At 55.0% G+C, this 21588-nt stretch carries 20 protein-coding genes; 15 read left to right on the forward strand and 5 right to left on the reverse strand.

From position 1 onward, the window contains the following. Positions 1-156: 156 nt before the first annotated feature. The 4 genes from A6X21_RS05325 to A6X21_RS05340 all read right to left on the reverse strand — a co-directional run bounded on the left by A6X21_RS05325 (position 157) and on the right by A6X21_RS05340 (position 4077). Entirely contained in the window at positions 157-2181 is a 2025-nt protein-coding gene (locus tag A6X21_RS05325) for an AAA family ATPase (RefSeq protein ID WP_068846512.1), read from the reverse strand. A gap of 262 nt (positions 2182-2443) precedes the next feature. Then, positions 2444-2626 carry a helix-turn-helix domain-containing protein gene (locus A6X21_RS05330; protein WP_068846515.1) on the reverse strand — a complete coding sequence of 61 codons (183 nt, stop codon included), beginning with the start codon at positions 2624-2626 and terminating at the stop codon, positions 2444-2446. After that, positions 2616-2843, reverse strand: a complete 228-nt coding sequence (locus A6X21_RS05335) for a helix-turn-helix domain-containing protein (protein WP_165603685.1) — start codon at positions 2841-2843, stop codon at positions 2616-2618. Before A6X21_RS05335 ends, A6X21_RS05330 begins: the two co-directional genes overlap by 11 nt. A 184-nt stretch (positions 2844-3027) precedes the next feature. Continuing rightward, positions 3028-4077 (reverse strand): hypothetical protein, encoded by a 1050-nt coding sequence (locus A6X21_RS05340; protein WP_131818196.1) that lies wholly within the window; start codon positions 4075-4077, stop codon positions 3028-3030. Positions 4078-4560: 483 nt separating this feature from the next. Between A6X21_RS05340 and hsdR the strand changes: the two genes are divergently transcribed. The 15 genes from hsdR to A6X21_RS05425 all read left to right on the forward strand — a co-directional run bounded on the left by hsdR (position 4561) and on the right by A6X21_RS05425 (position 20431). Further along, positions 4561-6981 carry an EcoAI/FtnUII family type I restriction enzme subunit R gene (gene hsdR, locus A6X21_RS05345; protein ID WP_068846521.1) on the forward strand — a complete coding sequence of 807 codons (2421 nt, stop codon included), beginning with the start codon at positions 4561-4563 and terminating at the stop codon, positions 6979-6981. Between the two features lie 3 nt (positions 6982-6984). Continuing rightward, positions 6985-8466, forward strand: coding sequence for a type I restriction-modification system subunit M (locus A6X21_RS05350; RefSeq protein ID WP_068846523.1), 1482 nt, complete (start codon positions 6985-6987; stop codon positions 8464-8466). Next, positions 8463-9953, forward strand: a complete 1491-nt coding sequence (locus A6X21_RS05355) for a restriction endonuclease subunit S (RefSeq protein WP_068846525.1) — start codon at positions 8463-8465, stop codon at positions 9951-9953. Before A6X21_RS05350 ends, A6X21_RS05355 begins: the two co-directional genes overlap by 4 nt. Before the next feature lie 11 nt (positions 9954-9964). Next, positions 9965-10867, forward strand: coding sequence for a hypothetical protein (locus tag A6X21_RS05360; protein WP_068846527.1), 903 nt, complete (start codon positions 9965-9967; stop codon positions 10865-10867). Then, complete coding sequence (locus A6X21_RS25320; RefSeq protein ID WP_261340637.1) at positions 10864-10989, forward strand: hypothetical protein; 126 nt, start codon at positions 10864-10866, stop codon at positions 10987-10989. The genes A6X21_RS05360 and A6X21_RS25320 overlap by 4 nt, the downstream gene beginning before the upstream one ends. 3 nt (positions 10990-10992) lie before the next feature. After that, on the forward strand, positions 10993-12084 hold the full coding sequence (locus tag A6X21_RS05365; RefSeq protein WP_068846529.1) for an endonuclease NucS domain-containing protein: 1092 nt from the start codon (positions 10993-10995) through the stop codon (positions 12082-12084). A gap of 34 nt (positions 12085-12118) precedes the next feature. Continuing rightward, complete coding sequence (locus tag A6X21_RS23640) at positions 12119-12925, forward strand: HNH endonuclease (RefSeq protein ID WP_083233415.1); 807 nt, start codon at positions 12119-12121, stop codon at positions 12923-12925. 624 nt (positions 12926-13549) lie between these two features. Continuing rightward, positions 13550-14638, forward strand: coding sequence for a M14 family metallopeptidase (locus A6X21_RS05380; protein ID WP_068846533.1), 1089 nt, complete (start codon positions 13550-13552; stop codon positions 14636-14638). A 512-nt stretch (positions 14639-15150) separates the two neighbouring features. Beyond that, positions 15151-15444 (forward strand): hypothetical protein, encoded by a 294-nt coding sequence (locus A6X21_RS05385; RefSeq protein ID WP_068846535.1) that lies wholly within the window; start codon positions 15151-15153, stop codon positions 15442-15444. 62 nt (positions 15445-15506) lie between these two features. After that, complete coding sequence (locus tag A6X21_RS05390; RefSeq protein ID WP_165603686.1) at positions 15507-15962, forward strand: tetratricopeptide repeat protein; 456 nt, start codon at positions 15507-15509, stop codon at positions 15960-15962. Between the two features lie 228 nt (positions 15963-16190). Then, on the forward strand, positions 16191-16379 hold the full coding sequence (locus A6X21_RS05395; protein ID WP_068846540.1) for a hypothetical protein: 189 nt from the start codon (positions 16191-16193) through the stop codon (positions 16377-16379). A 508-nt stretch (positions 16380-16887) separates the two neighbouring features. Further along, positions 16888-17727 (forward strand): hypothetical protein, encoded by an 840-nt coding sequence (locus A6X21_RS05400; RefSeq protein ID WP_131818197.1) that lies wholly within the window; start codon positions 16888-16890, stop codon positions 17725-17727. Positions 17728-18042: 315 nt separating this feature from the next. Continuing rightward, on the forward strand, positions 18043-18792 hold the full coding sequence (locus A6X21_RS05405; RefSeq protein ID WP_068846544.1) for a hypothetical protein: 750 nt from the start codon (positions 18043-18045) through the stop codon (positions 18790-18792). Between the two features lie 706 nt (positions 18793-19498). Next, positions 19499-19714 (forward strand): hypothetical protein, encoded by a 216-nt coding sequence (locus tag A6X21_RS24270; RefSeq protein ID WP_131818198.1) that lies wholly within the window; start codon positions 19499-19501, stop codon positions 19712-19714. Positions 19715-19966: 252 nt separating this feature from the next. Beyond that, complete coding sequence (locus tag A6X21_RS05425) at positions 19967-20431, forward strand: hypothetical protein (protein ID WP_068846549.1); 465 nt, start codon at positions 19967-19969, stop codon at positions 20429-20431. 227 nt (positions 20432-20658) lie between these two features. On the opposite strand, the gene A6X21_RS05430 is transcribed toward A6X21_RS05425, so the two are convergent. After that, positions 20659-21582: an ADP-ribosylglycohydrolase family protein gene (locus tag A6X21_RS05430; RefSeq protein ID WP_068846550.1), complete on the reverse strand. Its 924-nt coding sequence runs from the start codon at positions 21580-21582 to the stop codon at positions 20659-20661. Positions 21583-21588 lie beyond the last annotated feature (6 nt).

The raw sequence follows: 21588 nt of genomic DNA on the forward strand, positions 1-21588 counted from the left end.
TACATGCCGAAAACCGCCCTAGGTCATGCCCCCCCGCTGGAAGGACCCTGAAAACGTGGGCATTAACAGCCTGCCAAAATCGGCATGTCTGTCGAATCCGCGCGGGTGCGAACATCGCGCGGTATGATCAACCCCCGGGAAGGACCCATGGCGTGTTCATGGGAGCAGTTCGGATGTCTGTTCAGCATCGACAGCCGGGGAGCAAGATTCCCCCAAGATGCCCAAGACTCCCGGTTCTAATGTCGGGCACCTTGGGGAATGTTGGTCATCTTGCCCCGATAGAGACCACAGCCAGGGACCGTTCCCCAGCTTTCGACGTTTTCCGCCCAGTTCTTTGAATGATCGTCGCGTCCGTTTTGGCGGGATGCCTTCCTGCTTTGCCTCATCGAGGACTTCACTGGCCGGTTTTGGTCCATCAGCGAGAACTGCCTTCAGGAAATCATCGACCGATAAATCGGGCACCGAACTCCGATTGCTGGCTTCATCTTCGAGGAGTGCATCGGCATTCATCCCGATGCCATCCGCTTCCCAGTGCAGCATCCCATCGACCACAGTAAACGCTAATCCTTCGGGCATTGGTCCCAGATTGAATTTGGCAGGAAGGAACAATCGCCGCTGGGGATCGTCCTTCATCGCTCCCAGATGCCAGACAGCTCTTGCCTTGGCTGTGAATGCGAGACTGCCCATCGAGCGATAGATCGATTTGCCGCCGGTCCCTTTATTCAGATGGCCAATGCCGATCACTGCCACGTTATAGGCTTCGGCGAACTGCACCAGGGCATTCAATGCCCCTTGAACATCTCCGTACTTGTGCGAGTCGGTCTTTCCCAGTCCGGCCAAGAGTGGATCGACGATCAGCAGCCGGATTCCCGGATTCTGTTCCACCAGTTTGACCAATTCGGGAACATCCCGCGTGGCATCGAATGATTGCACCACCTTCCGCCCTTCGGCATCAATGGAAGTTCGTCCTTCGATCCAAAGCACCTTTTGACAATCCGCACCTGCTTTGAGCAGTCGTGGCTTGGTTGTATCGCCGAATGAATCTTCGAACAGCACGAAAGCCACTTCGCAGGATTCGCCCATAGCTTGACCGTCTGGCCAGCCGTTGCCCCGAGTCAGCCGGGCCGCCATGTCTGCCGTCAGGAGTGACTTGCCCAAGCCGGGATCACCCACCAGTAGAGAGAGCTTGCCCGCTGGGATTCGACCGGGCCAAAGCCACGTCGTTTCTCTGGTTTCGATATCGCTGGCGCGATGGACTTCGAGCATCAGGGGCCGGTCATCGGACTTTCTTTTCTCGGGACTTGTCACAGCCGCCAGAGCTTCCAATTGCCCCCGCAGGTCGTCAGGGAGTGCCGCATCCCGGCGTTCGATCCAATCGAAAGCATCATCGCCTTTGGCCGCTTCAGGATCACCATCGAAGGGCCGCACGATCTTCACCGTGGCCGCAGGTTCGATGGCTTGCAGGATGTCGGCCACTTCCGCCACAAACAATTCGCCGGGATCGTCATGATCAGGCCAGAGAACAACGGATCGACCAGCCAGGGCCGACCAGTCCGTTTTGTTGACTGCCTTACAGCCCCCTGCCGATGTCGTGGCCACGAATCCGATGGATCGCAATGAATCGGCTGCCTTTTCGCCCTCAGTTATCCACACCACGGACGATGAGTTCAGCACTTCGGGCAATCCAAACAATGGCCGGGGTTCGGGCATCCCGTTTGGATACCATCTGCCATCAATCAACGAAATGGGCCGGATATCCTTACCTTCAGATTGATTCCATCGAAGAATGTGGCCAACAATTTGGCCGTTCGCGTCGTGATACTCCCATTGATGATCAGGCTGCCGACCGAACTGGCGAGAACTGGCCACGATAGCTTCATCAGCCGTGGCGAATCCTTTGCCGCTTGGCTTCGAGGAAGTCCGTCGAGCTTTGCTAGTCACTCGCCGGGAATCATGAAGTTCGCTCTCGGGCATGAACTGTGAAGGATGCAGCCCCAGGCTTGCCGCAATGTCCTTGAACTCACAGCCCGCATGGCATTTCATCACCAGTCGACCATCCCTGCCTTCGGAGTAACTTAGGCTGGCATTTCTGTCCTCATGGGCCGGGCATCGGGCACTACCGCGTTTCCCTTGAAGTAATCCTTCAAGTTCGTCGAGTGTGATCTTCGGGAATGTGTTCATCGAACACCCCCTTTCCGCCGTGCAACCCTTAAGCGGTCGCGGAGTTCAGTCATGGGGTTTTCGTTGCCCGCAGTTCGACGAGCAGCTAGTGAGGCGAATGTTGGGATGATCTTCTCTACATTCAAGAAATCCTGTTCTCGGCGCGGACCTTCGGCGTTACAATTCATGCTGAGTTACCTTTGAATGAGCAGCCACGTTCGCCAAGTGATGCGGGAGAGCGTGGCTGCTCTCGTTTGTTGGGAGAAATGAGTCGGGCCGGGCGTTATTCGCCCCGTAGCCACTTCAAGAGAGTCTCACGACAGAACAGCACCCTTCGACCAATCTTGCGGTGAGGGATGCTTCCCGCCTTCACGAGTCGATCAATCGTGGCCAGAGATAAACCAAGCATCTTGGCAGCTTCAACACGATCACAAGCGAGGGTTTCGGGGAGTTGATTAGCGGGCATTGGCTGCCCCCTTTGCCATTTCGGCTTCGCGGGAAAGCCAGGTTTGAATGTCAGCCTTCGGGTAAAGGACTGTTTGCCGCTTCCCTGTCCCAATTCTGACACAGGGAATCGGTCCTCGTGGCGAAGTCATTGCCCAAAGTGTTCGGGCACCTATCCCCAAGGCTTTAGCAGCCTCTTTTGGCCGGAGTGCCAGGGACTCAACGTGTTCAATTAGCATGGCGACTTGCTCCCATAGTTTTCGAACCGCGAAGTACGGTTCGTCTATTGGAAGTCCCCCGCTGGTAACCGAAATCGGTAACCTCGCACACATGAGGAAAGCCGCAGAATCTTGCATCATGCGGCCACAAAATGCACAGATTTTTTCTTCCGGTAAATTGTCGGTAACTGCTTACCGGTATCGGTTACTCGTCTTTGTCGTTCATCGTGTCGTCTATTTCCGACGTTCGTTTCTTGTGCAATCCCCGCCGTTGTTCTGAATCTTCGTCCTTTCTGCCTCTGCGATTTCTTTTCCACCATTCCGAATTCAGTACGGAAGTTTTGGTTTTTTGAAGCATGTCCGCTAGTTGTTGGGCAGAGACATGAGGGGGGAATGGCACCAATGCATCGATCTTTTCCAGTTTTTCATTTACGGTCAGTGTATCGCTTTGCAGCACCAGCGATGCCTGCCGAATCTTTTCATGGGCCACGCCATCTGTGTACAAATTGATTAAGCGTGAAAGTGCTTGACATTCTTCTCCTGCCGTGTCCCCGTTGCTTTGTTGCGACATACCAACAGAAACCCCTTCTGGTAGTTCGAGCTTAAAGGGGCCAGATACGTTGTGCTGTATGTGAATATTCGGAGTGACGTGAACATTCACATCACCTATCGAAGCGAGCGATTGAGCATTGGCTACCGTTACATCAGCTGTTTTGGCAGATTGAGTTTTCTCAGATTTGTCGCAATCAAATCTCTCGATGACACGCAGTTTGCTTTGCAACTCAGTCATACATTGATCGACATACCACACCTTAGACCTATCTCCGCTAATTAGGTCTAACTTAGCTAGTTCTCCTTCATCGCTGATTCGAAATCCAAAGTAATCGTCTCGAATCCGCAATGTGTGTTTCGCGACTGTTTTTCCATTCTTGATCAAGCCGTTACGATCCAACATTAAGAATGTGATATGTTGAACTGCTCCAGGGCCAGTGACCTCAAAAACAGAAGAGTCCCTTCCGCAAGTTCGGGACCAAGTCATATTCAAGAGTCGGTGTTGTCGCTCCCATTTGAACTCAACAGCGATTCGGAAAGTTAGCAGCCCTGCCCCGAGAAGTCGTTGCGTTGCTCGTTGTTCGATTTCGCTCAGTGATTCCCAATCATCTGAATTCGACCACTTAATGGGAGCGTTGATCAACATTCGCCGTAGGCACTGAAGGAATTCAGGTGTACGCTCAAATGAAAGTATGTCAAACATGATTCCCCGACTTCCAGAAAGGGCTGCGCCCCGCAGGAATCGGAGTAGGGGCTGATCCATGCAGGGCGCAGATTATTCCAGCCGGATTGCTATTCCGACTGGCACCGAATTTTCATCCTAATCTGCTTGCCGAAGTGAGCAACCCCAGCCAGTCGGAACTTTCGTCTGCGAAACTTGCGAAAATGCACGCATGCTGAACGGAATGGTTTATCGCCCCTACCACTCGTTTTTTAGCCCCCCCCGGTACCGTCATGTGTTTATCATGCGTCAATACTTTGCGACCATTGACGGACTTCCAGAGGACGTGACCGAGGAAGGCACATGGAGAATCCACCCGCCCGCAAAGGGTTTGCATTGACGCTGAACTTTTGACGTGACAACATTCTATCCACGCTGACAAACCTATTAGCTGAAGATTCGTGGGCAGTTCTTAGTTTCTTCCACGTAAAGATCCAACGACAAGACAACCTGGAACGCAGCCGCATGGACAAGAAGGCCCTCACCGAAGCGGACATTCGCACCAAGTTCATCACGCCAGGCATCGTCGCCTCGGGATGGGATGTGATGACCCAGATCCGCGAGGAGGCCTATTTCACGAAGGGCCGTGTCATCGTACGCGGAAAGACGGTAAGGCGCGGAGTAGCAAAAAAGGCCGACTATATTCTTTCCTACAAACCAAACCTCCCTCTTGCCGTCCTGGAAGCTAAGGATAACAACCACTCCGTCGGAGACGGCATGCAACAGGCGCTGGAGTACGCCGCAATTCTCGACGTGCCATTCGCCTACAGCTCTAATGGAGATGGCTTCCTGGAGCATGACCGCACAGTCACCAGCGGTGTCGTCACACGACAGATCGCGCTGGACAAGTTTCCCACTCCCCAAGAGTTGTGGAACCGTTATCGACTTTCCAAAGGCTACAGCACCGAGCAGGAAGCGATTGCGACGCAGGATTACTACGACGACGGCTCAGGAAAGGCGCCGCGGTACTACCAGCTCATCGCCATCAACCGCACTGTGGATGCGATCGCGCGGGGCCAGAATCGCATCTTGCTGGTCATGGCCACGGGGACTGGCAAGACCTACACCGCCTTCCAGATCATCTGGCGTCTTTGGAAATCGAAGGCCAGGAAACGCATCCTGTTTCTCGTGGATCGCAACATTCTGGCCGACCAGACGAAGACCAACGACTTCAAACCGTTCGGTCAGGCCATGACCAAAATCCGCAACCGCACGGTGGATAAGTCGTTCGAGATTTACCTATGCCTATATCAGGCCGTCACCGGTACCGAGGAAGAGCAGAACGTCTACAGGCAGTTTTCGCCCGACTTCTTCGATCTGGTGATCGTCGATGAGTGTCATCGGGGAAGTGCTGCCGATGACGCCTCGTGGCGAAAGGTCCTGGAATACTTCTCATCAGCCACACAGATCGGCCTCACAGCCACTCCGAAAGAGACGGAGGACATCTCTAATATCGAATACTTCGGGAAGCCGATCTACACCTACTCGTTGAAGCAAGGGATTTCCGACGGCTTCCTCGCCCCCTACAAGGTCATTCGCATCGGTCTCGACAAAGATCTCGATGGCTGGCGTCCTGAGGATGGTCAAACCGACAAGTTCGGCGAACTCATTGAGGATCGTGAATACAACGATCGGGACTTTGACCGCACCCTCATCCTCGAACAGCGAACCATCGTCGTCGCCGCAAAGGTTTCCGAGTTCCTCCGGGCCACCAACCGTTTCGCCAAGACAATCATCTTCTGCGAGAACATCGACCACGCCGAGCGGATGCGCCAGGCGATGGTCAACGCCAACCCCGATCTGGCTGCCGCCAATCCCAGGTACGTCATGCGGATCACCGGCGACAACGACGAGGGCAAGGCACAGTTGGATAACTTCATCGATCCGGAATCGACTTATCCCGTGATCGCCTGCACGTCGCGCCTGATGAGTACCGGCGTGGATGCCCAGACTTGCCACCTGATTGTGCTTGACCGCCGCATCAACTCGCCGACCGAGTTCAAGCAGATCATCGGGCGCGGCACCCGCATCAACGAGGACTATGGCAAGCTGTTCTTCACGATCATGGATTTCCGAAGGGCCACGTCACAGTTCGCCGATCCCAACTTTGACGGGGAACCGGTGAAGATCTACGAACCGGGTCCGGATGAACCGCCCCTCCCGCCCGATGATACCCCGGAAGGCGAAAACGACGGCGAAGAACCGCCGGATAACGGCGAATCACCATTTGGAGATGATCCGGCGGGAGATGAAAGCACTACCAGCGAAGGTGATTCCGGGACCGGCAGTGGTGATGGCCCCAAACCACCCCCTGGCAGCGTCAAAAAGTATTACGTCGATCGGGTAGAAGTTCGCGTCGCCACCGAGCGGATTCAGTACCTCGACGAACATGGCAAGTTGATTACCGAGTCGCTCAAGGACTACTCGCGAAAGACGGTTCTCAGATCGTACAAGTCGTTGAATGACTTTCTGACGGTCTGGAAGGATGCGGTCAAGAAGCAGGCTATCCTCGAAGAACTGGCCTCCAACGGTGTCTTTTTCGAGGAACTGGCAACCTTGGTCGGTCGCGATTACGACGCCTTCGATCTCATCTGCCATGTGGCGTTCGACGCGCCGCCGCTCACCCGGAAGGAACGCGCGGACAAAGTGCGGAAACGCGACGTTTTCGCTAAGTACGGCGAACAGGCGCGGGCCGTGCTCGACGCCCTCCTCCAGAAGTACGCCGACAGCGGCATCATCAGCGTCGAGTCACTTGAGATTCTCAAAGTCGACCCGCTATCCTCCCTCGGCACACCGATGGAGATTCTGACGCTTTTCGGCGGAAAACCCGGTTACCTCGGTGCTATCCGCGAACTCGAAGCCGCGCTCTACCAGGAAGCAGTCTAGTCCATGCCCAACGTCTCCAATATCGTCAAATCCATCCAGGACATCATGCGTAAGGATGCCGGGACCTACGGCGACGCGCAGCGGCTCGAACAACTCGGTTGGATGTTCTTCCTCAAGATCTTCGACGATCGTGAGCAGGAGATGGAACTGCTCAGGGACAACTACAAGTCCCCGTTGCCCATGCACCTCCGCTGGTCGATCTGGGCGACTGACGAGGAAGGGATCACGGGTGAAGCACTCCTCGACTTCGTGAACAACACCCTTCTGCCCAAGCTCAAGGGTCTCACTGGCGGTGGCGACAAGATCGCCGGACTGATCCGCATGGCGTTCGAGGATGCCAACAATTACATGAAGAACGGCACGTTGATGCGCCAGGTCATCAACAAGATCAACGGCATCGACTTCAACGTCTCCGATGACCGCCACATGTTCGGCGACATCTACGAGAAGCTGCTCAAGGATCTCCAGTCGGCGGGCAATGCCGGTGAATTCTACACCCCACGGGCCGTCACTCAGTTCATTGTCGAGCAGGTCAATCCCCGCATCGGTGAGACCATCCTCGACCCCGCTTGCGGCACCGGCGGCTTCCTCGTCTGTGCCATCGAGCACCTCCGCAAACAGGCCAAGACCGAAGCCGACGAACGCACGATTCAGGAGTGCTTCTCCGGTATCGAGAAAAAGCACCTGCCGCACGTCCTTTGCATGACCAATCTCCTCCTGCACGGTATTGACGTCCCCTCCAACGTCCGGCACGACAACACCCTCGCCCGCCCGCTGCGCGACTGGGGCCCGAAGGAGCGTGTAGATGTCATTGTCACCAACCCGCCCTTCGGCGGTATGGAGGAGGACGGCATCGAGGCCAACTTCCCCACCGAGTTCCGCACCCGCGAAACCGCCGACCTCTTCCTCGTGCTCCTCATGAAGCTCCTCAAGCCCGGCGGCCGGGCGGGACTGGTGCTGCCCGACGGCACCCTCTTCGGCGAAGGGGTGAAGACCCGCATCAAGGAAGCCCTGCTCACCGAGTGCAACCTCCACACGATCGTCCGTCTACCAAACGGTGTCTTCAATCCCTACACCGGCATCCGCACGAACCTGCTATTCTTCACCAAGGGGACGCCCACCAACGACGTCTGGTACTACGAGCACCCTTATCCGCCGGGTGCCAAGAGCTACAACAAAGGGAAACCGATCCGCATCGAGGAGTTCGAAGCCGAGCGGAAATGGTGGGGTAAGCCCGATAAACTCGGCGCTTACAGCAAGCGGGTGGAAAACGAGCAGGCCTGGCGCGTCTCGATCGACCAGATCCGGGCGGGCAACTTTAACCTGGATCTCAAGAACCCGCACTGTTCCGACACCGGCCCCGGCGACGTGGACCACCTCCTGCCCGAATACGAAAAACTCCTCGCCCAGATCGCCGAAACGCGCGCCAAGCTGAAACAGGAACTTCACCATGCCCTTATGGCGACCGGTGGGGCCACCGAATGAAGCTGGAAACGTTTTTCGAAAAGTTCGACCAGTTTGCCGACGCGCCCAATGCGGTGGCTAAGATGCGTGAGCTGGTGCTGGAACTCGCTGTGCGCGGTCGCCTGCTTATCTCTTGCAGTCCCGATTCGTCAGCTCCGTCAGATTCGTCCAACCCCTTTTCCATTCCGCACGATTGGCAATGGATCACACTCAACAAAGCCGCCGATTGTCGCGTCGCTGCCAAAGTTGATTCTGCTTCGCTGAATGATTCCGACTGGGTGCTGGACCTCGAAGATATTGATGGCGATGCCGGGAAAGTTATCGCCACGGCAACCTTTGCTGAACGGAGGTCCCTCAGCACTAAAGCCAGTTTTCAAAAAGGTGACGTTCTCTATGGAAAGCTCCGCCCTTACCTAAACAAAGTGGTAGTCGCTGACCGTCCCGGTTTTTGCACCACAGAGATCATTCCGTTGCGCCCTCAGAAATCTGTCGAAGCAGGTTATCTCCGTCTCTTTCTCCGGTCGCCCCATTTCCTTAGATACGCTGCAGCAAAAAACTACGGCATGAAAATGCCTCGCCTCGGTACACAGGACTTGGAGTCGGCCGCAATCCCCCTCCCGCCCCTCGCCGAGCAGAAGCGGATCGTGGCGAAGGTGGATGAGTTGATGGCGTTGTGTGATCGGCTGGAGGCGCAGCAGCAGGAACGGGAGACGCGGCACGCCGCACTCGCCCGCGCGTCGCTGGCCCGCTTCGCCGACGCCCCCACCCCGGCCAACCTCGATTTCCTCTTTCACAAGTCCTACGACATCCCCCCCGCCGACCTCCGCAAATCGATCCTCACCCTCGCCGTCCAAGGCAAACTCGTCCCCCAGGACCCCAACGACGAACCGGCTGAGGCATCTTCCGAAACAGAATCGCCGTTTGAAATCCCGGGTAGCTGGCAATGGAAGCCGCTTGGCACTTTGGGACTTTGTAAAACGGGGAGAACTCCGCCAACAAGCGATCCGAGCAACTACGGTTCTGGATTCCCCTTCATCGGCCCTGGCCAAATAACACCGAGTGGCGACATCACCGCCTCAGAGAAAACGATCACGAGCAAGGGACTGGAGAGCAGCACCGAGGCGAACGCGTTGGATATTCTCATGGTGTGCATCGGTGGGTCTATTGGAAAGGCCGCTCTCTGCCGCGAACCTCTAGGGTTTAATCAGCAAATCAACTCGGTGCGGCTGAGGCATGACCTGCCGGAGTTCGTCCACTTGGCAGTCACTTCCGCATACTTCCAAGAGCAAGTTCTCACCAACGCTTCTGGTTCCGCAACGCCCATTATCAACAAGGGCAAGTGGGAGCGCATCCCCGTTCCTATCCCGCCCCTCGCCGAACAACGCCGGATCGTGGCTAAAGTGGAGCAACTGATGGCCTTGGTGGACGCGTTGGAAACGCAGCTCGCCGCCTCCCGCACCACCGCCGCCAACCTCCTCTCCGCCCTCGTCGCCGAACTGACCGCCTGAAAGACCACTTTATGACCTTCGAAAAGTTGCTCCGCATGTATCGCTTCGAAGAGGCCTTGGCACTTTACGACGCCTACTACGAGCGCATGGCAGATCTTGGGGAAAAGAGAGCTCACTTGGGAGATGCGCTGCCTATTGCTTGGGTGCCGCTGATCTTTCACTGCACTTACTTCGACAATCTCAAAGGCATTTTGAATGACGGCAAGCTCCGACCAAGTGAAGAAAAGAGTTATGTCGCCCTCACAGAACTGCCTGTTACGGAACTTACTCGGTTCCGCTCACTTCGTCCGAAACCCTTCGAGATTGCCATCGGCTTTCCTCGTGCCTTGCTCGAAAGCAAAGGCCTTTATCAACCGGCATACCTAAAGCATGCCACGCAGGAGGTAAAAGACAAGTTCAAGGACGCCCCTTCAGGTTATGTCGAATTGAGCGACGACCTCGGTGCCCTGCACGAGGTGCGTATTCCTGGACCGCTTCCGATTGATGACGCGGTGTGGGTTCTCTCGGCGAAGCGAAACGAGGACACAAGAAAGCTGGATCTCCCGGAATTGAAACCATTGAGGGACCTCGGAGTAGCAGTGTCATACTGGCACCCCAGCCATCAGCAGGGAATGATTCGAGAGCCCGTCTTTCGGAGGGTGAAACGAAATGAGGAAGGCCACCTCGTATCTTTGGAGTCCGTCGGCAAACACTATCTGCCGGAAATGGACAACTATGTGGAAAGGGAAATCAACCCACCAGCCGGGAAGTCGTTTAACTTGAGGTTCCCGAAGGAACTCCGACCCGACACCCTAGCAGATGGGTGGGAAGGACCGTTCTCAAAGTATGAGATGGCCGCGTTCTGTTATGAAGAACTAAAAAAGAAGTTTCCCGGTCGCATCGGCGAGGTTCAGCCACGAATTGTAATGGAATGAATGCAAAGACATCTGAATTGATGGTCTTGCTGGACGCGTTGGAGCAACAACTCGCAGCCTCCCGCACCACTGCCGAGAACCTCCTTTCCGCCCTCGTCAACGAACTCACCACCCAGGACTGACGAATGCCCATTCAACACGCCATCTGGAAAATCGGCTCGACCCCTTCGCCGCTGCCTACCAGCCCGCTGGCCAGTGAGCAGCAGTTGGAAGAGATGATTGTGGCCGCGCCACAGATCCTCTCCAGGCAGTGGATGCTGATCGGTCGGCAGGAACCGACCGGGCTGGGCGGTCGGATCGATCTGCTGGCAATCGCCCCGGATGCCTCGTTGGTCCTCATCGAACTCAAACGCAACCGCACGCCCCGCGAGGTCGTGGCACAGGCGCTGGATTACGCTTCCTGGGTAAAGACGCTCACCGCCGATAAGATTGCACCGATCTACCAGCGATTTTCCGGCGGTAAGAATCTCAACGAAGCCTTCAAGGAACACTTCGGCGTCGAACTCGATGAGGAGACGCTGAACGAATCGCACCAGATCCTCTTGGTCGCCGCCGAGCTGGATAGTTCCACCGAGCGCATCATCGGTTATCTTAACTCGTGTGGCGTCGCGATCAACGTCGTCTTCTTCCAGGTCTTTCAGCATGGATCTGACAAACTTCTCAGCCGGGCTTGGATGATTGATCCCAGCAAGACGCAGGCGAATGTCGCCAGCTCGACAACGGTGAAAGGCGAGAAAGAGCGGTGGAACGGCGAGTTCTATGTTTCGTATGGCGGTGACTGCACGTGGGAAGACGCCCGGACCTACGGGTTTATCAGCGCTGGCGGGGGAAGCTGGTATAGCCAAACGCTCAAGCTGCTTTCGCCCGAAGACCGCGTGTGGGTGAAGATTCCGGGTTCGGGCTACGTCGGAGTGGGACGGGTCGTCGAGTCGGTGGTGTCGGTGAACGACTTCAAAGTCCAGACGGCTGCCGGTGAAGTGCCGTGCCTGGAAGTGCTGACGAATGCCGACCGCCTGCGCCGGGGCGCCGATGACGTGGACAAGGCCGAACATTTCGTGCGCGTGGCATGGCTCGACACCTTGAGTGCCGACAAGGCATTCCAGGAGATCGGTCTCTTCGGAAACCAGAACACCGTCTGCCAGCCCACGACGCCGAAATGGCGTCACACCGTCGAACGTTTGAAAACCGTCTTCAGAAACTGGGATGGCCCGTCGTAAGTTGAGCCACCATTGTGACGAAAGTGGATGACAGATGGCGTTGGTGGACGCGTTGGAAACCCAGCTCGCGCCGCCTCCCGCTTCACAGCAGTGTATTGTCTCTCCTCTCTGGTCTGGTCATGGAACTCACACAGGCGTAACCCGGCAAGGCAAACTAGCAATGAGCATCACATACGCTGATTTTCTACAGACAGTCGATGACAACGCTGGGGAGATGCTGTTCACTTTAGGCCGTGGTGCGATGTTCCGAGTCGAAAAGAGCCATGACGGCGTCAGGTTCATCCCAGAAAGCACCGGCAAACCGCGCCCACTCCGGGCGGAAGAAGTTCATCGCTACTTGGATGTCTTCAACAAGACCCAGTCGATGACGACATCGGACTACAAGGACAAGATGCAGAATGCGTCTTACGTGTTGCCAGTCATCCGACTGTGGATAGGGCAGCAGCCAGATGCCCCGCTGATCGACGATGGAACCAACGTGATCGGCGAAATCGACCTGGAATTCAGTGCGCCAGAAGGGGACTTGACGGTCCGCACCCATCGCCGACGCGAACGCAGTCGTGAGTTGGTCCGCATCGCCAAGCAACTGTTCCGCAATCAGAATGACGGACGGCTGTTCTGCGAGGTTTGTGGATTCGACTTTGGGAAGTTTTACGACGAGCCTGATTTCATCGAAGCTCATCACCGAATCCCACTTTGTGATGTTGCCCCGGGGGCAATCACAAAGCCCTCCGATTTGGCAATGGTCTGCGCGAACTGTCATCGTATGCTGCACCGAGGGTCCCCGTGGCCAACGATCGAAGATCTAAAACGAAGAGTGACAGCAGCCAATTCAAAGTGAGCTACTAAGCAGGGTCTCAAGTCGTCCGATGGCTACTCCAACAGTGCATGCCGCAGTCTGTGGTGGGAGCGAAGTTTCTCATCCCGAACGCCTCAATGATGGTCTCGCCGAATGGTGAGTGATTGGGCATATCCCGAAAGAAGTGCTCGATCATCAGCCGAGAGCCGCCCCCAACAAGCCGCCAGCCGCCGGAGATCGGCATCCGTGGCGAGAGCTTGCACCAATCCAGCCACAAGAGCGGATGAACTTTGAACTGCCCCAGATTCCAGCCGTGCCCCAGTTAGTGCCCCAGATTTGGGAGAATGCTTTGCTTTCAAGCTATGAATCGGTGTATCTTCGAATCCCCATGGGGTCAGTACATCGACTTTGCTGTTGTCCTCGGCAAATGCTCAACGAATAAAGCTCCTGATGCGTCAGGGGCTTTTTTCGTTTTTATCGAGACCTTCAGGCATGAGTTGATTATTGAAGTCTGCTTCGTGTGCCTACAGTAGAACCTTGTGCCTGCGGGGAGTCGGAATTGATTCCCGGGGAATGACAGTTTCCTGTAACGGAGCGTTTCTGCGAAAGGGTCGCCCGGCAACGAAGCGTCCCTTCCATCGAGTCTCCTCTCTATAGAGCGTTACAGTGGCCACGCTTCCTCCTACAACGTTTTCGCCAGATTACGCCACAGCCCAGCGGCGTTTTCAGCAATCAGCATCTCTGCTCGGCTGGAATTTGGAGTCTTATGCCATCGGTCTTTGTGGCCCGACTGGCGAAGAGTTGGAGTTTGACGTCGCGCTATCGCATGGCGAAGCAACCGACAAGGTCCTGGTCGTCTCATCGGGTCTGCATGGTGTCGAAGGTTTTTTCGGCTCAGCCGTACAGTTAGCCTGCCTGGAGCATTGGCTCAGTGCCGAAGCTCCCTCTGTGAAATGTGTCTTTCTCCATGGGCTTAACCCCTATGGATTTGCCTGGCGACGTCGCTTCGATGAAAACAACGTTGACCCGAATCGCAACTTTCTGCTTCGTGGCGAACACTTCGAAGGTGCCCCGGAGGGTTATCGGCAGTTGGATCGATTTCTGAACCCACGACGTTCCCCATCATCATGGGAACCATTTACCTTTAAAGCGTTATGGCTGATTGCTCGATACGGCATGCCGGCACTAAGACAGTCGATTGCTGGTGGGCAATACCAGTTCCCCCAAGGTCTGTTCTTCGGTGGAGATGGGCCATCTAGCTCACAACAAATTTTACGCGAATACATGCCCCGTTGGCTCAGAGGAAGCCGGCAGGTCGCTCATCTCGACTTTCATACGGGATTAGGCCGCTTTGGTACTCACAAACTCCTGATTGATTACCCCTTGAATGCAACGCAGCGAAACTGGTTCTCCCACTGGTTCGGCAAGGATTCCTTTGAAGCGATCGACTCGGCTGAGATGGCATACGAGGCCCGGGGTGGATTTGGCCGCTGGTGTGTCTCGCAAGGGTTAGCGGCCAACTACCTGTTTGCCTGTGCTGAGTTCGGTACTTACAGCGGGATTCAGGTTCTTGCCGGTTTAAGGGCCGAAAATCAGGCCCATCATTGGGGCCGCCCGCAAGATCCATCGACGATCCGAGCCAAACAACGTTTGATGGAGCTGTTTTGCCCGGCATCACCGACATGGCGATCCTCATGTGTCACGTCTGGCCAGAGATTGATTGAGCAGGCACTCAAAGGGTTGGTGCAATCATGAATTGCCGGCAGCGATTCATTGAAATTGAGCCAGTTCACAGTGGAACACAACAGGGAAGGTTCCACTCGCTCTACGAGCCGGAAGCGTCAGCGACGGGCATTTCCCAATCTCTTTTTCGACGATCAAATTTCGCTAACAAATCGACTTGCCATGGTTTTAGCGGAAATAGAGATTCCCCGTCGCTGAAGAATCAAAGGAGTTATCTTTGTTGGCGGAGTGACTCAGTCCTAGCTTTGGGGTCAGAAAAGCGGTCAGGACTCGTTTCTGCTTTCCGCTGCGATGGCTGTCAGGTATGAGGTGACTGACGCACGTCGGGTCGAGATTGTGAAGGTTGCGGCATGGTATGGCGACGAAGTGGGGTGTAGCATGGAACTCCAACTTCTAATCCGTCGCAGCTCGTTTACCAGCATGATACATCAGTATTGACAAGTCCATGCCACACCGCCAAGCTGCCGTAATCCTCTACCGCACTTCGGCGGTCGAATACCTGTTCGGCGGCGGAGGGCGTGTCGATGGCGAGGGCTGCGGCCAAACGCGAAGTGCTGCGGGTCATCGCGAGGTACGATGGCGAGTGGTACTGGTATCAAGTGAACCGAGCCCTCAGCGGCCGTAGCCCCGATTGCATCGGCCCGTTCGTTGCAGAGATCAACGAGCTAGCCGCTGAGGGTCTGATCGAGGTTCGCACCGCCCTTGGCCTGGCCGGTGGCGTGCGGTATTGGCTCACCGAGGCCGGGCGTGTATTGGTCGCCGAGCATAGGCACGCCGAACAAAACGCTGAACCCGAGTTGTCGAATACGGGGTTTTGAAATAGATGCTCGCTCGCGGCAACCGGGTTAGCGTAGTCGTTCTGCCTTAAACGGTGATGGCCTTGGATTCCACCGCTGACTATGAACTGTATAGCAGGCGATCTGCCTTGAAACTTCAGGGAAGATTCGCCGAAGCGATACCAATCCAGCAACAGATACTGGAATCCGCTCAGCAGACTGGTCATGTTGTCGATGTGTCAAACGCTTGGAACATGCTATCGCACTTGTTCCAGCAGAACGGCCAATTGGCAGAAGCGGAAGAAGCAGCGCGACATGCATTGACAACTTACGCAAATGGAATTCAGCCGCAAGTGGAAACACTCGCGACTTACGAAATGAAGCTCGCAATGATCCTCGCAGAACAACGCCGGTATAAGGAAGCCGTACACTTTGGAGAGCTTGCCTTGGAGCATTTTTCGCCCTTCCACGATCCAGAAGATGACTTTCTCAAGGCAAGAGCGTCAGATTTGGAGATGATGAAACGACATTGTGATAGACTCAATGACGCTGCAACTTAAGTGCGACTTCCCCTCTAGCTACACGGATACCACTGCGAAGAAGGCAAAACCATCGCATGCACGACAGGGGCGGTGCAGCATGGAATTCTAACTGGTGACCCGTCACAACTCGTTTGCCAGTATGATACATCAGCATTGACAAGTCCATGTCGCACCGCCAATCTGCGGTAATCTTCTACCGCACTTCGGCGGTCGAATACCTGTTGGGCGGCGGAGGGCGCGTCAGCAATGGTCAACTCAATCATCGGCGGTTTGGTCACGCTCCTTCTCGTCATGTTCCTTTTACGGCGTCAGATCAAGAATGCATTCCTGCACGAGGATATTTCGGCTCGCGGGTCGGCAGACGAAGAACTCACCGCAATCATCGAGCGCGAAAAAGATCGCATGCGAGACGACGAGTCCCGTGCGTCTCCATAAGCGGCAAGGCGCACGCCTAACCTCTCGCTCAACCTGACACGGTGCTGCCGGGCGGGTTTTGTAGTAGAATCCATGTGGAGTGGCCCGGCAGCACCGGGCAGGTTAGCTTGGTCGTTCGCCGTCAACGGAGTGCCAAAGTGACATCCGAGCTTCCGATTCTAACTGGCAACGACGGTCACAATGCGCCTTCCGATAACACATGCCTTCAATGCCGTGCATCACTTTTTCATGGTGATGATTACTCAGCATACATAATCTCTGGTGGTGCTATGCTCACTACAGCTGATGGAAGAACGGGGCACGGCGACCTCCGACTTGGTGGATACTTGTCATTCGATACACTTCAGGTCAAGAACGGGCGTCAAACATCATCACAGAATTTAGTCGTCGAGAACTTACGCGGAGGCCAGTTCGATATCGCATGGTGCTCGGCAAAATGTACGTCTGAATGGATCGGTGCAATCATTATAAAATTAGAGCAGCAAGCAGCAGAACACGACGAACCAACATGACTGGCTTTGCTCTCTATCCATCGTCACGCCGCACACGGATGAACGGCGAACAATCGGTTCAACCGGAGCCGCGGGCCGCGCGGTTTCTGAAATCAATGTTGGTTAGCCGCGGCCCGGTTAACCGTGTCGTTACGCGAAAAAAGATGTCCTCCCTTGCTGACTTCAAAGAATTGGTCGACCACATTTGCAAGCGTCACCGAATGTACGTTTGCGACGGGTCGTTCTACGAAGTTGCCGCATACATCCAAGGGTTTGCAGCCGCGATGACGGAATCACCATTCGGAGGTGAAAATAGATTTGCGTTCAACGAGTACGTCACTCTAGCCTGTGGATTCCCGGCAAAACTGGCCTGGCCGTTTGTACTGAAGAAGGCAACACAAACTGACGAAGACGCGATTGCCAAATTGCACACATTGTTGAGCGCTTACATCGAAGCAGTTGACGGAAACCGTGTCGCACAACTGCTTTCAACCGAACGAATGAATGGTTCGATCCGAGATGCTGAACCTCAGGTCATTTGCTGGAGACTGTTTTCGAGGGCGCTTCATCGCGGTGATCAAATAGAGATCGAGAAACATGCATTGCAACGTGACGACATACAAATTCTATGGTCGAGTAGTTATCCTGCTGACGTGATTCCAAAGATGGATGAAATCGCGGAATCCTATTCGATTCCAGTGCTGTTTGTATCCGACGATGGAATGCGATCACGTGTGATGGCACCGGATTTTGGCGAGATCGATCTGGAAATGCTCGACGGATCTTGGAAGATCGACCCCAGCCCAATAATCCGGCAACGAATCTATGCCAATACGAAGACACAGGAAATCGCGTAACAATCCGAGGAAAAAGGGGGCATCCGAGGAAAAAGGGGTCAGGACTCGTTTCTGCTTCCCGTTGCTATTGCTGTAAGGTATGAGGTGACTGACGCACGTCAGGTCGTCATTGTGAAGGTTGCGGCATGGTATGGCGACGAAGTGCGGTGTAGCATGAAGTCGTAATCAACGGTTCGTTGCAACTCGTTGGCCCGTCTGACGCATCAAGATTGACAAGTCCATACCGCACCGCCAATCTGCGGTAATCTTCTACCGCACTTCGGCGGTCGAATACCTGTTAGGCGACAAGAGCCACACTCGAACTAAATTCATCACATGCCAAGCCATCTGTCATCTATCGGCCTTCCAGTGAGCGACAAAGCGGACTTTGCAGCGCTTGCAGATCGCATTGGGCCGCTGGCGATTCCGATTGAAGTGGATGACGGCATTTATTGGAGGTGGTCGTCCGAATGCGGTGCTGAAATGTGGCTGCAAACTAATGCCGATAACGAACTTGTCGGCATGACACCGTTCTTCTCTGGCAAGTCAAGAGTCCGCGTTCGACTTAATGCCCGTGTCACTCGGCACGGAGATACTCCACTTGAAGGTGCCTTTCACGGATGGGCCGATCCTGATGAAAACGATCCCGAGTCGGGCGCGTTTCCATTTGTTTTCGATGCCGTTGATTATTGTAAGTACAATGATGTTATATTGCCGTCGATCGTCCACTCGCAAATTGCGGCATTTGCACACGAAATCTCTGTGTATCCAACACTCGATGCATACAATGCTTCACAAACCGGCGAACTTAGATTCGCATCACAGTCATTCATTCCATCCGGGTTGTTTTCTTCCGAAGGCGGCTCAACAGAACCACCCAGCTCGACAGCCATCTTCACGGGTCATGTGGCCGAGACTGCAACAAAGACGAATAGCTTGACCGGTTCCAAATACTACTGGGCGCAGGTTGATACGCTTGGTGGTTCATTTGACGTCCTAATTGATCCAGAATTGTGTCACACTACACCAGTTGTTGGTGGTGTGGTGTCGGGTTCATTTTGGCTTTGTGGACGCATAATTGAGTAGAGATACTGAGACGCCGAACAAGGCGGTCAACCCGAGCGGCGGTTGGGACCGTTTTCTGTCTTCCAATCCAGTGGCCGCCGCCCGGTTACCTTTGTCGTTCGGCCCTAAGAGCCTGAGGGAATGAATGCGGACGCGATTGCGGCAGAAGCGGCACCGGGAGTACCTCACCACAGTTTGCGCGCATGTGGTGACTTTCGACGACGGGTTGCGGACCGGTTCTTGCGGTCCGAACCGGGTACGCCGTTCCAAATCGATGGCGGTTGCAGTCCGGGCATGCAGCGTCTAATCCAGCGGCTCAGGCTGAGGTACTGGGTGGCGGTCGCATGCAAACTCGGCCCGGCCACGGCGATCGTGGTTTACTGGGCGGAGTTGTGCAATTCTATCCGAGACGAGGCAGTGATCTTCTCGGCGGCCGATCTCGGCCTCCCGGAACTGGCAAATCAAAATAAGTACGAGCCAAGCAGGCCAAACAATGCGTTGCAGGGGAGCCCTGGTCTTGCTCCGGGTATTGTCTTCTTCTCGTGTCCCCTGAACTTGGTCGTTCGGTGAAGAAAATATGTCCCAGATCCGTGTTGATACCTACTATCGAATGAGCCACGTGACAGGACCTGGCTGCGTTCTCGTGTCATTGAGGTTCGGGACGACCCCTGACAAAGGACCATGGGTAACCATCCGCGCAGCACGGGGAACTCTGATTGATCCGAGCATGGATGTGGACGCTTACGTTGCGGAAGTGACCGCGGGTGTAGCAGATGCCAACGGTGAGCTTGGCAGCGCGATTGAGGTTGAGGAGATCCAGATTGTTCCAAATGACTTCCCGAGGTTAGGGCAAGTCCGGCACTGCGCGAAGACCTTGACCCTACAATACAAAAAGAGCACCGAACAAGAAGCTCCATCCAACGGCGGGAAGCGTACTGTTTGAATTCAGGCTTCCATTTCCGCCGTGGATCAGCTGAGCCGTTCGTCTTCGGCAGAATGTGACGAGGTCACATGGGGCAGCGGGGGGATTCGGAACGTCAGATCAACAACACCCCCGCCCGCCTGAGTTCTGCTGATCGTCGTCAGAACCGCCGAGTTCTGTTGGATTTGCGTCATTCGATATCTGGATGGCAACGCTTTGGTTATACTTACTTGAAACAGTTCGCCCAATCCCTTCACAAGGTCTCCGATCCCCATGAGTATCTTCGATACGATTAAAGGCTGGTTGAACATCGGGGGAGTGAAAGTCGCCCTGCAGCTTGATAACAAAGAGATTGCCTGTTCGGGCAACGAGATCGCTGGTTCGGTCGAGCTTTCTTCCAAGGGTGAGAAAGAAATTCTGAGGCTCACGTATCGGTTTTTGACTCGACATATCACCGGCACCGGCCAGGCCCGCTCTGTTGTGGATAAGATTATCGCCGAGACTGTCGAAGAGGTTCCTTTCAAGATGACCGCAGGCGAGATCAAGACGCTTCGGTTCGCGATTCCCTACGTGATTCCCCCGGAGTTTTATGAAACCGGCGGCGTGCTTGGGGCCGTTGGCAAGGCGGGTGCCCTGGTCGTTAACGCCCGACGCTCTTGGCACGTTATGGCTGTTTGCGACGTACGCGGTACGGCCTTGGACCCGATGTCTATGGTCGAGGTCAAATTGGTCGAATGATTTCGCTGGAGTCCATTGAAAGATGGCAATCGGCAGGCACGCCGGCAGCGAACGAGATCAATTGGATCAATTCGGACGGGGTATTCGCTCAAGCACCACGGATCGACAAAACCGCGCGTCCCATTAGACTCGTTGCTTGGGGGGGGGCAGTTCCTCCTGCCCCAAAAATCTTCTCAGGCTGTAGAAAGTACACAGCCCGCAGACTGCCAGCCAATGTCACTCAGTATTTAATCTTGGTGATTAACAGCGCTTGGTTCAATCACTGAGATTTTCCAGTTGAGCCGCTCGCGAAAATGGAACCAATCAGCTGGAATCCCTTCTTTCCCGACATTTAATGCAATCAGTCCACCGATGATTGCGCATGTTGTGTCGATGTCTCCGCCGACTCTCGCTGCGACCCACATCGCTTCTTTGTAGTCCGCCCAGTGAGCAGCGGTCATCCAGAGGCAGAAAGGAACGGTATCCTGAGCGCTGATGTCGTACCCGGATCCTACCTGTGATGCGATAGTAAAGGCCCAGGTATCCAATGGATAAGTGGCAACCCATTCCAGTCGCCGTCGCACTTCAGATGGATCCATATGTGAAATCACCCAGGGGATCATCTCATTGGCAGCTCCGCCCCGATGTTCCACAGCCCATGCTGCCGCTAACGCCACAGCAATAGCTCCCGCCTGTCCTTCAGGATGAGCATGAGTGACTTCCGCCGAGAGTATTGCCTGTTGAATGACTGTCTCGACATCGCCTGCAAACCAGGCACCCAATGGAGCCGCTCGCATGGCAGCACCATTCCCAAACGAACCAAGCCCAGAAAACATGTTTCGGCTCAACGCACGCCAGTCACCACCAGCAGAAATCTCCTGTAGCAGCCTTCGTGCGCCGGCTCCATAGCCACGATAGGGTTGTGATTCATAGCGAGACGCTAATCTCAGAGCGAAATCGTCTTGATGGATGGCATGGTGGTGATGCAAAGTCTCCACTAAGGCGAGGGTCATTTCGGTATCGTCGGTGTAGTTCCATGGTGGAGTGGGTGGGTTGTCTCGATTGGCCCCGGCAGCAACATGAGGAAGGAAGAATTGTTGGCCAAAAGCATCTCCGATCGATAACCCTTCCAACGACAGGCAGGCCCTTTGCATTTGTTGTTCAACCGGCATGGCTCA

It is taken from the genome of Planctopirus hydrillae, from assembly GCF_001707835.1.
Taxonomy (GTDB): Bacteria; Planctomycetota; Planctomycetia; order Planctomycetales; family Planctomycetaceae; genus Planctopirus; species Planctopirus hydrillae.